Source organism: Streptomyces sp. T028 (genome assembly GCF_048159505.1).
In the GTDB taxonomy this organism is placed as follows: Bacteria; Actinomycetota; Actinomycetes; order Streptomycetales; family Streptomycetaceae; genus Streptomyces.
In genome coordinates, this window is record NZ_JBLRVZ010000028.1 from 1 (window position 1) to 12,995 (window position 12,995).

The 12,995-nt window shown below is 72.4% G+C and carries 11 protein-coding genes; 5 read left to right on the plus strand and 6 right to left on the minus strand.

What is annotated here, in order from left to right; genetic code table 11:
- Positions 1-656: hypothetical protein (locus ACLZN2_RS26250; protein ID WP_416981525.1), on the plus strand; the 656-nt coding region annotated here is incomplete at its 5' end.
- Positions 657-725: 69 nt separating this feature from the next.
- Here ACLZN2_RS26250 and ACLZN2_RS26255 read toward each other — a convergent pair.
- The gene (locus ACLZN2_RS26255; RefSeq protein ID WP_416981526.1) at positions 726-1,496 is read right to left on the minus strand and encodes a hypothetical protein; all 771 of its coding nucleotides are present in this window, start codon (positions 1,494-1,496) and stop codon (positions 726-728) included.
- Between the two features lie 281 nt (positions 1,497-1,777).
- Between ACLZN2_RS26255 and ACLZN2_RS26260 the strand changes: the two genes are divergently transcribed.
- Both ACLZN2_RS26260 and ACLZN2_RS26265 read left to right on the plus strand, forming a co-directional pair.
- The gene (locus ACLZN2_RS26260; RefSeq protein WP_416981639.1) at positions 1,778-2,671 is read left to right on the plus strand and encodes a glycosyltransferase family 2 protein; all 894 of its coding nucleotides are present in this window, start codon (positions 1,778-1,780) and stop codon (positions 2,669-2,671) included.
- A gap of 288 nt (positions 2,672-2,959) precedes the next feature.
- Positions 2,960-6,055, plus strand: a complete 3,096-nt coding sequence (locus tag ACLZN2_RS26265; protein WP_416981527.1) for a BTAD domain-containing putative transcriptional regulator — start codon at positions 2,960-2,962, stop codon at positions 6,053-6,055.
- Here ACLZN2_RS26265 and ACLZN2_RS26270 read toward each other — a convergent pair whose 3' ends face one another.
- A complete protein-coding gene (locus ACLZN2_RS26270; RefSeq protein WP_416981528.1) occupies positions 6,056-7,771 on the minus strand; it encodes a bifunctional 3'-5' exonuclease/DNA polymerase in 1,716 nt (571 codons plus the stop codon). It abuts the gene before it with no gap.
- A gap of 49 nt (positions 7,772-7,820) precedes the next feature.
- Positions 7,821-8,555: a Clp protease N-terminal domain-containing protein gene (locus ACLZN2_RS26275; protein WP_416981530.1), complete on the minus strand. Its 735-nt coding sequence runs from the start codon at positions 8,553-8,555 to the stop codon at positions 7,821-7,823.
- Positions 8,556-8,661: 106 nt separating this feature from the next.
- Between ACLZN2_RS26275 and ACLZN2_RS26280 the strand changes: the two genes are divergently transcribed.
- The gene (locus ACLZN2_RS26280) at positions 8,662-9,771 is read left to right on the plus strand and encodes a DUF2786 domain-containing protein (RefSeq protein WP_416981531.1); all 1,110 of its coding nucleotides are present in this window, start codon (positions 8,662-8,664) and stop codon (positions 9,769-9,771) included.
- A 78-nt stretch (positions 9,772-9,849) separates the two neighbouring features.
- Here the strand turns inward: ACLZN2_RS26280 and ACLZN2_RS26285 are convergent, their stop codons facing one another.
- On the minus strand, positions 9,850-10,395 hold the full coding sequence (locus ACLZN2_RS26285) for a DUF4232 domain-containing protein (RefSeq protein ID WP_416981533.1): 546 nt from the start codon (positions 10,393-10,395) through the stop codon (positions 9,850-9,852).
- A 119-nt stretch (positions 10,396-10,514) separates the two neighbouring features.
- A complete protein-coding gene (locus ACLZN2_RS26290; RefSeq protein WP_416981534.1) occupies positions 10,515-11,048 on the minus strand; it encodes a hypothetical protein in 534 nt (177 codons plus the stop codon).
- Between the two features lie 889 nt (positions 11,049-11,937).
- Between ACLZN2_RS26290 and ACLZN2_RS26295 the strand changes: the two genes are divergently transcribed.
- The gene (locus tag ACLZN2_RS26295) at positions 11,938-12,156 is read left to right on the plus strand and encodes a DUF397 domain-containing protein (RefSeq protein WP_052183895.1); all 219 of its coding nucleotides are present in this window, start codon (positions 11,938-11,940) and stop codon (positions 12,154-12,156) included.
- Between the two features lie 127 nt (positions 12,157-12,283).
- Here the strand turns inward: ACLZN2_RS26295 and ACLZN2_RS26300 are convergent, their stop codons facing one another.
- Positions 12,284-12,763 (minus strand): ATP-binding protein, encoded by a 480-nt coding sequence (locus tag ACLZN2_RS26300; RefSeq protein WP_416981535.1) that lies wholly within the window; start codon positions 12,761-12,763, stop codon positions 12,284-12,286.
- Positions 12,764-12,995: the final 232 nt, after the last annotated feature.

A 12,995-nucleotide genomic window follows, 5' to 3' on the forward strand; every position in this document is an offset into this window, starting at 1 on the left:
ACCTGCTGGAGAAGTACCACTGCGACCCCGTCCTGATCGTCGTCACCCAGAACAGTGCCACGGCCCGCTGGGCGGCCCAGCCCATCCAGGTCGGTGTGCGAGGCATGCCCTCCATGACTGTCCAGCCATTCGTCCTCGGGCCGGGGAACGTCCCGGTGATCTCGGACGAGGCGGAAGCGGTGCGGGACCCCGCCCTCGCGGTGCTCTCGGCGATGACGCACGGCCGGGGGCCGCAGGCCGCGGGCATACTGGAATCGCTGGTAGTCGCCCTGAAGTCCATCGACGCGGACAGCGCCGCGGTGTTCGTGCAATTCGTCGACTCGTGCCTGGCAGACCCCCAGGCCCAGCAGATGTGGAGGGACCTGATGACGGCAATGCAGTACTTCTGGCGGCACCCGCTCGCCGAGCAGGTGCGAGAAGAAGGCCGAGAAGAAGGCCGAGAAGAGGGCCGAGAAGAGGGCCGAGAAGAAGGCCGCGTCGGGGCGCTCGCCGAGATGACCCTGAACATCCTGCGCTGGCGCGGCATCGACGTCCCCGACTCCGTGCGCGACCGCGTCGAAGCCTGCACCGACCTCGACCAGCTCACCGCTTGGTCGGAGCGCGCCGTCCACGCCACCACCGCCGACGACCTCTTCACCGTCGGCGGAGTCGGCTAGGCCTTGCGCGTAGGGTGACACCCGGCCTTAGGTTTCTCACCTGGACGGATTTGCCAACAACATCAGTTCTCACCCGGAGGCCGTGGCCGCTCCGTCGGTCAGATCGTCCGAGCGCAGCAGGCGCAGGAACGCCTTCACTCCCGCGATGATCTCCTGGTTGTCGGTGAGCCGGTTCACCGTGGACTCGAACTCCCGGCCCAGCGCGGCGATCCGGCGGTCCGTTCCCTCCGCCCGCTCGTACGTGCTCAGGGCCAGCGCGTCCACCGTGCGCCGCAGTTCGGCGAGGGCCTTGTACTGTTCCTCCGCCTTCTCCTCCAGGACCCGCGTCCCGGTCTCGGCGCGGTCCAATCGGGCGCGCAGCTCCACGACGTCGTCCCGCGGGTACTTCACCTCCTTCAGGAGGGTGCCGAGGCGGCGTCGGAGCTGGGCGAAGTAGGCGCCGGCGGGGCGGAAGAAGGTGCTCAGGAGGAAGAACGCGGCGAACCAGTAACCCGTGAACTCGCCCGTCACCCAGGTGACCGCGAACACGACCGCCGCCGTCAGGACGTGGCCCGCGATCGCCGCCCGGAGCATCGCGCGAGCGATACGCCTCGCCTCGGCATCCCGGGCCTCGGAGATCTCCATCCCCTTCTCCCGGCTCACCGCGATCTCGGCGAGTACCGCATGCGCACGGAAGTACAGGTTCCACGGCAGCGTGAGCAGGAGCATCAGCCACAGCAGGCTCAGCACGCCCGCCCCGACGGCGAACACCACCGCGGTCGGCGCCCCCGCCACGTAGGCGAACACCAGTGCCGCGGCCGCCGCCACGACGGCCGCCATCGCCCCCAGAAATCTGCCCATGCCCCCGCCTCCCACCGGTCCGTCGACACCGTCCGTCCATCGTCCCCGCGCCGCTGCGGCTTGGCATGAGTAGGCGTACTCAGGCCGCCCGGCGAGGGAGGACTGGACGGGGCTGAAGTTCGCCCGACAGTGGGATAATCGCCGCAAAAGGGACGCAAAGTGAACCGGCGTTCGGGCAACCTCCGTATCTGAGGCAACATCTTGGTGAATGACGGGCGTCGCGCGACGGGAGCGCGGGGGAGTGCCGTCGTCGGCCGGACGGAGTGAAGAGGTTGAGCGACGTGGTGGAGCCGAGGATCGCCGTTGCCGTGGTGACCATGGGCAACCGGCCCGACGACGTGGACGCCCTGCTGGAGTCCGTCGCCAAGCAGGACCTGGCACCCGCCCGGATCGTGATCGTCGGCAACGGCTGCCGGCTCCCCGACTTCGCCGAACGCCTCGCCCTGCCCGGCGAGGTCACCACCATCGACCTCGACGAGAACCTCGGTTGTCCCGGTGGCCGCAACGTCGGCCTCGAACGGCTGCGCCAGTACGGCGACATCGACGTCGTCGTGGAGCTCGACGACGACGGGCTGCTCGTCGACCCCGACGTGCTCCGCCGCGTCCGCGACCTTTACGCCGCCGACCCCCGCCTCGGCATCGTCGGCTTCCGCATCGCCGACGAGAACGGCGAGACCCAGCGCAGGCATGTGCCGAGGGTCGGCGCCTCCGATCCCATGGAAGGCGGGTACGTCACCGGCTTCCTCGGCGGCGGTCACGCCCTCAGCATGGCCATGCTCGCCGAGACCGGTGACTGGCCCGCCGAGTTCTTCTTCGCGCACGAGGAGACCGACCTCGCCTGGCGCGCCACCGACGCGGGCTGGAAGATCCTCTACGCGCCCGAGCTGCTGCTCCAGCACCCCAAGACCTCGCCCGCCCGGCACGCCATCTACCACCGCGTCACCGCCCGCAACCGGGTCTGGCTGGTCCGCCGCAACCTGCCCCTGCCGCTCATCCCCGTCCACCTCGGCGTGTGGATCGCCGTCACCCTGCTGCGCACCCGCTCGCTGGGCGGCCTCAAGGCCTGGTTCGGCGGGTTCGCGGAAGGGGTGCGCAAGTCGGCCGGTCCCCGGCGGCCCATGCGGTGGCGCACGGTGTGGCGGCTCACCCGCCTCGGCCGACCGCCCGTCATCTGAGCCCGGCCGGCTGTTTTCTGATCTCACGTCACCTGAACGCGCGTGGAAACAGGGCGCGGGCCCCGGTCGTTCACCTCCGCCGACCGGGGCCCGACACGTCCCCGGACCCGGCCGCGGCGGCGACACTCCCCCGAGTACCGCGTTCACACGCGCGCACCGTCGGGCCGGCTCCGATGGTGTGATCACATCAGACGGCACCAACGGATCGCTAACATATTGCCAACGGATCTCCATGTCGTCGCTGGTCAGATGGTCTGCAGCGAGTGTTTGCACATGGGCGGAAAGGCGATGGCGGACGTGATACGGCAGGACGGGCTGCGGTTCGGACTGCTGGGACCGCCGGTCCTCCACCGCCCTGGCCCGCCGTACGAGAACACCCGGACCATCCGCAGCGCCAAACTCCGCACCCTCCTCGCCGCCCTCCTCCTCGACGCGAACCGGATCGTGCCCGTCGGGTCGCTCAAGGAGGCCCTGTGGGGCGGCGCGCCCCCGGCCTCCGCGCACGCCTCGCTGCACAACCACGTCACCCGGCTGCGTCGGCTCCTCGACGACCCGGAGCGGCTGCGGGCCGTGCCGCCCGGTTATCAACTCCGCGTTGAGCGGGGGGAGCTGGACGTCCATGTCTTCGAGCGGCACCTCGCCACCGCGCGCGGGGCGCACGCCGCCCGCAACTGGGAGCGTGTCGTCGCCGAGTGCGCCGCCGCGCTCGCGCTGTGGCGCGGTACCCCGCTCAGCGGCCTCCCCGCCGACCTGGGCGGCTATGCCCTCGTACGACGTCTGCGGGAGGCCCGGCTGCTCCTGCTGGAGTGGCGCTACGACGCCGAACTCGCCCTCGGCGGCGACCGGCCGGCCCGGATCGTGCCGGAGCTGACCGCCCTCGCCGCCGAGCACCCGCTGCGCGAGGCGTACCACCGCCAGCTGATGCTCGCCCTGCACCGCGCCGGCCGTCAGGCCGAGGCCCTCGCCATCCACCGCGACCTGCGCACCCGCCTCGTGGAGGAGCTCGGCGCCGAACCGGGCCCGGCGGTCCGCGAGGCCCATGCGGAGGTGCTGCGCGGCGCGGGGGAGCGGGGACCCGAGCAGGGCCCCTTCGGGGACGGGGAAGAGCCGAACGAGGGTGAGGGCGACGACGGCACCGACGCCCCTGACGGCTTCGGCCTCTCCAGTCCGGCGAGGGTTGCGCCCGATCCCGCCCAACTTCCCCCACCCCCCGCCCACTTCACCGGCCGCGACACCACCCTCCGCCGCCTCACCGACCTCCTGACCGCCCTCTCGGCGGACGGCCGCCCCACGCTCGCCGTCATCACCGGCATGGCAGGCGTCGGCAAGAGCGCCCTCGCCCTCCAGGTGGCCCACGCCCTGAGGGAACGTTTCCCCAGCGGGCAGCTCTATCTCAACCTGCACGGCGCCACCCCCGGCATGACCCCCCTGCCCGCCGCCCAGGCGCTCGCCGCCCTCCTCCGCGACCTCGGCACCGAGCCCCGCCGCATCCCCGAACACCCGGACGCGGCAGCCGCGTTGCTGCGCACCCTCCTCTCGCCGAGCCGCACTCTCCTCGTCCTGGACGACGCCGCCTCCGCCGCCCAGATCCGCCCGCTGCTGCCGGCCGGCCCCGGCTGCGCGGTGATCGTCACCAGCCGTTCCCCGCTCACCGTCCTCGACGGCGCCCACCGCTTCCCGCTCGCGCCCTTGTCCGCCGAGGACAGCGCCACCCTGCTGCGCGCTCTCTCCGGCCGCGACGACGCGCACGACGGTGACGGCCTCGACGCCCACCACCCCCTCGTCGACCTCACCGGCCGCCTCCCGCTCGCCCTCCGTATCGTCGCCGCCCGTCTCGCCGCCCGCCGGGCCCTCACCCCGGACACGCTCGCCGGGCAGCTGACCGCCACTCAGCGCAGGCTGCACCACCTCGAATACGACGACCTGAGCGTCCGCCGCTCCCTCGCCGTCGCCCACGACGCGCTCGCCGCCTCCGCGCGCGAGGCCGACCGGGACGCCGCCCTCGCCCTGCGCCGGGTCGGCGCCCTCGACCTGCCCTCGTACGGCGCACCCCTGCTGGCCCGGCTCACCGGCACCGACGAGCGCCGCGCCGAGGCCGCCCTCGACCGGCTCGTCGACGTGGCCCTCCTGGAGGAGACCACCTACGGCCGGTACGCACCCCACGACCTCGTACGCGACTTCGCCCGCGAACTCGCGGCACAGAACGGCACGACGGCCGCCACCGGTACGACGGCCGCCACCGCTACGGCCAGGACAACCGCCCTTCACTGGTACGCCGCCGTCGCCGAACGCGCCCTCACCGCCGTCGTCGACCCCGGCCTCGACCAGGACGACCGGCGCGGCCCGACCCCCGCCCAGCCGCCCGCCCACGCGGTGCACGTCGGGGACGTACCGCCCTTCCCCGGGCCCGAGGAGGCCTTCACCTGGGCCGAGTCGGAGCTGGAGAACATCGTCGCCCTGGTGGAGGGAGCCACCGGGGACACCGAGGCCGCGCTCGTCTCCACCCTTCTCCGTCTCCTCTTCCCCTGCCTCCAGCGCCGGGGGCGCGTCGCCGAGATGGAGGTGCTCGGGCAGGTCGCGCTGCGCACGGCACAGCGGCTCGGGGACGCGACGGCGGAGGCGTACGCCCTCGGCGACCTCGCCGGTCTGCACTTCCTGACCGGCCGGCTGCAGAACGCGCTCGCCCTCAACAGCCGGGCCCTGACCATCTGGCTCCGGCTCGACCGGCTGTCCTGGATCCGCCGCTGCCTCAACAACCGGGGGCTGCTGCTGGAGAGCCTCGGCCGGTACGAGGAGTCGGGCGACGCCCTGCGTCAGAGCCTTCGGTACTCGCGTCAGCTGAACGACCGGCACGGCGAGGCCGTCACCCACAGCCACCTCGGCAACCTGTACGAGCACACCGACCCGCGCGCCGCCATCGAGCAGCACCGCCTCTCGCTGGCCATCGGGGACGAGGTCGGCGCCGTGATCGTGCAGCACTCGGCGCACTGCAACATCGGCTACGCCCATCTCACCCTCGGTGAACCGGCTGCCGCCCTGCCGCACTTCGAGGAGAGCCTGCGCGTCCTCGGCGGCCACAGCGACTGGCACGGCGAGTCACAGACCCGGCTGGGACTCGTCCGCGCGCTGCGGCTGCTGGGCCGGAGCGGACCCGCCGCGGGGGAGTGCGCCGAGCTGCTGCGCCGCGCCGACTCCCGCGCCGACCACTACACGGGCGGTCTGGCCCGGCACCAGCACGGTCTGCTGCTGCGCGGGCAGGGACGTACGGACGAGGCGCGTGCGCAGTGGCGGGCGGCCCTGGAGGCACTGGACGGGACGGACGAGACGGCGGTCGTGGCCGAACTCAGGTACCTGCTCGGCCTGCTCGACCGGTCCGCCGGGTGATCACTTCGCGTCGGCATAACACTCCACCACCGCCGTCGTGAACGGAAACCGCACCGGTGTCTCCCCGAACGTCAGCCGTCCCGCCAGGCCGCCCGCCTCGCGGATCGCGGCGACGACCGCGCCCGCCTCCTCCTCGGGACAGTGCACGATCACCTCGTCGTGCTGGAAGAAGACCAGCTCGGCCGCCATGTCCGCGCAGGTGCGGCGCAGTGCGGCGAGCAGCAGCAGTGCCCAGTCGGCGGCGCTGCCCTGGACGACGAAGTTGCGGGCGAAGCGTCCCCGCGCGCGTGCGTCGGAGGAGGCGTAACCGGGCACCCACTGCCGGTCCTCCTCCGGCTCCTCGCCCTGGGTCGGGGCGACGGGGTCGACGGGGATGCCCGCCTCCTCCGTCCCCGCCTCGCCCGCGCCGACCGCCGGCGGGCAGGTCCGGCCCAGCCAGGTCCGTACGAGCCGGCCCTCCTCGCCCGCCTTGGCCGCCTCGTCGACGTAGGCCACCGCGCGCGGGAAGCGGCGGCGCAGCGCGGCGAGGTTCTTCAGACCGTCGCCGGAGGTCTGGCCGTAGACCGCGCCGAGCACGGCGATCTTCGCCTGGTCGCGGTCGCCGGAGAAGGCGCGGTCGGAGACGGACTGGTAGAGGTCGCTCTCCTGGCCGGCCACCTCCATCAGACCGGGGTCACGGGAGATCGCCGCGAGGACGCGCGGCTCCATCTGGTCGGCGTCGGCGACGACCAGCCGCCAGCCGGGGTCGGCGACCACGGCCCGCCGGATGACCTTGGGGATCTGCAGGGCGCCCCCGCCGTTGGTCACCCAGCGGCCGGTGACCGTGCCGTGCGCCAGGAACTCGGGGCGGAAGCGGCCCTCGCGCACCCAGTCCTGCAGCCAGGACCAGCCGTGGGCGACCCAGATGCGGTACAGCCTCTTGTACTCGATCAGCGGTTTCACCGCCGGATGGTCGACGGACTGCAGCTCCCAGCGGCGCGTCGACTTCACCCGGATCCCGGCCCGGCCGAACGCCTTGATCACATCGGCCGGCAGATCGGGGCGGACCCGGCGGCCGAACGCGGCGGACACCTCGGCGGCCAGCTCGGCCAGCCGGCGCGGCTCGCCGCCACCCGCGTACCGCTCGCCGAGCAGGTCGTGCAGCACCGCGCGGTGCACCTCCGCGCTCCACGGCAGGCCCGCGCGGTTCATCTCGGCGGCGACCAGCATCCCCGCCGACTCGGACGCCGTCAGCAGCCGCATCCGGTCCGGGTGCTCCGCGCGCGCGTGGCGTCGCTGCTGCTCGGCGTAGACCTCGGCGAGGTCGGCCAGCGGCAGGGGGGCCGCCTGGACTGACCGCGGTTCGAACAGCGAGGACTGGGCGCCGGGTACGGCGGAGCGCTGCGGCGGGTCCGGTGGTACGGGGCCTCCGCGCAGCCGCGCCAGGGCGGCGGCGGCCGAACGGGGTTCCCCGTACCGTCCCTCGTGGCCCAGGAGGAGGGTCTCGGCGTCCTCGACGTCGTAGCACCGCTCCACTCGCACCCCCGTGGCGAGCAGGCGCGGGTACACCTCGGCCGTGGAACGCCAGACCCAGCGGGTGACGCCGGGCCGCTCGCGGACGGCCCGCGCGAGATCCGCCTCCCGCAGCACCGGACCGGCGGGCAGCCCGTCCGGACCGAGGGGGGCGAGTTCCACGCCACCGTCCTCGGCCGGAGCGAGAGCCCACCGGTCGGCCATGGTGCGAGTGTCGCAGGAGGGTCTGACATCGACGCTGGGACAACGGCCCTCAGCCGTCGTCCCCGAGCCCCACGGTGAGCTTCGTCAGGGCCTGCGCGACCCACGCCTCCGTGGCGGGCTTCTCGATGCCGAGGCCCGACAGGATCCCCTCGCCGTTCTCGAACTCCAGGAGCGCCAGCAGGATGTGCTCGGTGCCGATGTAGTTGTGGCCGAGGCGGAGCGCCTCGCGGAAGGTGAGCTCCAGGACCTTCTTGGCGTCGGAGCCGTAGGGGACCAGTTCCGGGACCTCCTCCGCGGCGGGCGGCAGCGCGGCGCCGGCGGCCTGGCGCACGGTGTCCAGGAGGACCCCCTGCGCTGTGATCGCCTTGGCGGCCAGGCCCTCCGGTTCGGCCAGCAGGCCGAGCACCAGGTGCGCGGGGCGGCCCTCGGCGTTGCGGGCCGCGACGGCCTCGTTGTGGGCGGCCATCACGACGTTGCGGGCGCGCGGGGTGTAGCGGCTGAAGCCCTGGCTCGGGTCGAGGTCGGCCGACTCCTTCGGCACGAACCGCTTCTGTGCCGCCTGCCGGGTGACCCCCATGCTCCTGCCGATGTCCGTCCAGGAGGCGCCCGAGCGACGGGCCTGGTCCACGAAGTGCCCGATCAGATGGTCGGCCACCTCGCCGAGGTGATCGGCGGCGATCACCGCGTCCTGGAGCTGGTCGAGGGGTTCGGGGTGAACCTTCTTGATGGCCGCGATGAGTTCGTCGAGCCGTACGGATGACGTGATGTTGGGGTTCGTCGTCATGTGTCAACCGTAGGTTGACACCCTGTGGCTGTCAACCTCGGGTTGTCAGGGTGTATCGGCCCCCACGCGCGCGTTGGCCCCCACGCGCGCGTGACACGATCGACCCGTGAGCAGCACCGTTGACACCGCCTTCCAGGCCGCCCTCTACGACACCGCCGACACCGCCCTCGACACGGGTGCCTCCCTGCTCGCCGCCGACCCCTCGGCGGACACCGAACTCGAGCGGCGCGGCAGGGAGTTCGTGGCGGCGGCCTGGCGGCGCGGCTGGCAGCCCGCCGACGTCGTACGGATCGCGCGGCGGGAGCTGGACGACGTCCACGTACGCGTGCTCACCGCGCTGATCCGCGCGCAGGCACCGGACGACAAGGCGCGCGGCCCCCGCTGGACGGCCCAGCTGGCCGAGCTGCCCGAGGGGGCCCCGCCCCGCACGGACCGTTTCTCGTACGCCACCGCGGTCCTGGAGCTCTACCGCCTGCTGCTGCGCCTGCCCGCCCTCGAACCCCTCCAGGAGCCCCGGCCGGGGCCGGGTCGGCGCTCCGACTCCCGCATGCTCACCCGGATCCGCGCGCTGCTCGCCAAGGCCGAGGCCACCGGCTTTCCGGAGGAGGCGGAGGCGCTCACCGCGAAGGCGCAGGAGCTGATGGCCCGGCACAGCGTCGACGAGGCGCTGCTCGACGCGCAGGCCCCGGACCCGGACGCGCCCGCCGCCTGCCGGATCGGGGTCGAGCCGCCGTACGAGCAGGCCAAGGCGGTGCTGCTGGACGCCGTCGCGGACGCAAACCACTGCCGCGCGGTCTGGAACGAACCGTTCTGCTTCTCCACGGTCGTCGGCTTCGAGGCCGATCTGGAGGCGGTGGAGCTGCTCTACACCTCGCTGCTGGTGCAGGCGCAGTCGGCGATGGCGAAGGCGGAGGCCGCCCAGAGGGCCGGCGGACGTAAGCGGACCAAGACCTTCCGGCAGTCCTTCCTCGCCGCCTACGCCCACCGCATAGGGGCCAGGCTGGCCGAGGTCGCGGCAGCCACCGAGAGCCAGGCGGGCAAGGATCTGCTGCCGGTCCTCGCCACCCGGGAGGTCGCGGTCACGGCGGCCACGGACCGGATGTTCCCGGACACGGTCACCACCCGGCTGCGCGGGATCACCGACGAGGCGGGCTGGACCGAGGGAGCCGAGGCCGCCGACCGGGCACAGGTCGGCTCCCGGCCCCGGCTCCCCTGAGATACGTGGGTCGCCCGAAGTACGTCGGTCGCCCGAGGTACGTCGGTCGCCCGAAGTACGTCGGTCGCCCGAGGTACGTCAGTCGCCCGCCTGCGTGAAGGCGCCCACCGAGGCGTCCGGCTCGCCCGCGCTCTTCAGCGAGACGTCGCCGTACGACCAGGGGAAGCTCTCGGTCTTGTCGGACCCCGGCAGGCTGTACTCCACCGTCTTGACGGCGAGGCTCTTGTCGCCGCTCTCGCCACGGACGTACGTGATCGTGAAGGTGACCGTGCCCTGCTCCGGGACGGTCAGCTTCTGCGCCTGGGCGGCCGGGTCCTGCGGCACGCTCACGGGGTCGCCGTCTGCGGAGAGGCCGACGGTGGGCAGGCCGTCCAGGGTGCACTCGGCGCCCTTGTTGGTGAGGGTGACGGTGACGTTGCCGGTGTCCCCGGCGGCGGGGGCGGCGTCGACCGGGCCGACGTCCTGGCCCAGGTCGTCGAAGGCACAGGCGGAACCGGCGGCCTCGCTCCCGGAACCGGAAGCCTTGCTCGCGGTGTCGCCCGAGCCGCTGTCGTCGCCGCCGGAGCAGGCGGTGAGCAGCAGGGCCGCGGCGAGGGCGGTGACGGTGATCGGAACGGCGCGCATGAATGGTCCCCTGAGGTCTGTGGCGGTGCTGGAAGGATCATCACGCACGCGCGAGGCAACTCGCTGCGCGCCCCCACCCGTTCCCGCACTCCCGGGTGTCGCGTGCCCCTGCCCGTCGGTCAGGAGGAGCCCGCTCCCGCCGTCGGCAGCCCGGAGGGCAGCTTGCCGTTCTCCGCCCTGGTGTACGTCTCCTTGCCGGCGGCGCCCGACCAGGTCACCTTCATGGTGTCGCCGTCGACCGAGTCGACCATGCCGGTCGTACGGTCCTTCGAGCCGGTCGGGCACTTGAGGTAGATCATCTTCATGCCGGCCTCCGCACTGGCGGTCCCGCTGCACACGGTCCCGCCGGTGGCGAAGAGGGCGGCCTGCTTCCCGGTGACGATCAGCGCGACGGAGTCGCCGTCCGCCGTGGTCAGCCAGTTGCCCTCCAGCCCGCTCGACGCGGAGGCCGTGGCCCCGTCCGACCCGTCGCTCGCCCCGCCGGTGCCGGCGGTCGCCGTACCGGCGCTCGCGGACGGGATCGCCGAGGAGCCGTCGTCCTCGGACCCGCCGCCGCACCCGGTCAGCGCGAGCGCACCCGCCAGTGCCGCGGCGGCGGCCACGGCCCGCACCGGCCGACGGGACGTGCCGCGCGAGTAGATCGCCGAAGTCACTGCAAGCTCCCAAGCTGTAGCCGGACGGACCGGACGGACCGGACGGGAAGGACCGCAGCAAGCTACCAGCCCACCCACGCCGAACCCTGGGGGCGCCCTGTGACCTTCAAGGACTGACCTGTGACCCCGATGCCATCGGCGAATGAGGTCAGCGGCCTCGAAGTGTCGCGAGAGTCTCAGCGACACGCCGCCGGCACGGCGTGTCGCTGAGACTGCGCACACACTTTGCGAATGACACCCCCGGTGAGGGGCGTGACCGTGCGTCCTACGGTCCGGTCGTCTTCCGTGACCGGGAAAGGCACCGGCGGCCGTACGAGGGAAACCGGTCGCTTCGTCCATTCGGACTGGACGCGGTGTCGCCCACGGCTCGGCCGGACGGCCGATGCCACCGGTCCCCTCCGGTCCAGCCGGATTCGCCCCTGTGTACGACTTTCGGGGTCGTGCACAGGGGCGAGCGCTTTCCTCCTCCGGCCCGCCCCGGCAGGACGATTTCCGGATCCTCCGGGCGGGGCCCGCGGAACCGCCACGTCCGGAGGTCGGCCCACCGGTTTGACCGGAAGCCACGCATCCACCTTCCGGGACCATGCGAATCGGAGGAAAACGGTGCCCGCGCAGAGTGCCCGTGGAACATGACGGGCGTGCCGAGCGTCTGTTCCTAGTGCATGAGTGGTTCGATCCTGGACTACTTCCCCGCCGGGTAAAGCGAGCGTCAAAGCTGTAACCGCGCCAGCACCCCGCGTGCACGTGCATCTGCTCATGCAAGTGCACATGAACGGGGTTATGATCCGGGACAGTTGACCACGGCACCAATGGCCACACAAGCCAGTGCACCACCAGGGAGCGACCTGTGGACCACCACGTTGACGGGGGGCACGACGTGTACAACGGCATGACGGCCACACAGCTGTACGGGGTTGCCTGGCAGAAGAGCCGGCACAGCAACTCGCAGGGATCCTGCGTGGAGTTCGCGCGACTGCCCGGCGGGGACGTGGCCGTGCGCAACTCGCGCTTCCCCGACGGCCCCGCGCTCGTCTACACGCGGGCCGAGATCGAGGCGATGCTGCTCGGCATCAAGGACGGCGAGTTCGACCACCTGATCGCGAGCTGACCCGCCGGCCGCTCACGCACCGCGAGCCGGCCGGCCGGTCGGCCAGTCCTCACACATCACGGGCAAACCGGCATCAACAGGGTCACAACGCGCGTAGAACCGCGGCACGAGAGAGTGCCGCGGTTCGTCATTCGGCGGGCGTGTGCAACCGGAACAGCGCCCAGACCACCTTGCCGCCGAGGCTGCCCGAGAGCGGGTGCCAGCCCCAGCCGTCGGCGAAGGAGTCGACGAGGAACAGGCCGCGGCCCGACTCCGCCGAGAAGTCCTCGCTCTCCTGGGGCAGCGGGCTGTCGTGACTGGGGTCGCGCACCGCGCACACCAGCCGCTCGGTCCACCGCATCAGATGCAGCCGCACCGACGGGCTCTGGTCCGCCGCGAGCGGGGCCGTGTCGGGCAGTCCGTGTCGCAGGGCGTTGGTCACCAGCTCCGAGACGACGAGACAGACGTCGTCGAAGCGGTCGTCCACGTCCCACTGGCCGAGGGTTCTTCTGGTGAACTGTCTGGCCTCGCGCACCGCTTCGAGGCGGGCGGGCAGTGTGCAGGACGCGGCGTTGGACACGGCCGCGGGATCAAGCGGCGGAAGGCCCTGCCGTAACGGCTCGAGCATGGTCGATCCATTCGTCCCCATGCGAGGCACTCCCGGGATTCGCGGTCGTTGCGATGCAGCGGTGGCGCGAGACCATGGTCTTGGATGCGCACGGCGGATGCAAGGGCAGATGCACGTGCACGTGACCGAAATGGACCCGCCCGTACCGCTTCTTGGCCATTTTTTCCGCCATCTTCTCGTCGTTCGGGGCCCGTTCCCTTGCTCTCTCCTCACTCTTCCCTTGCGACGCTCC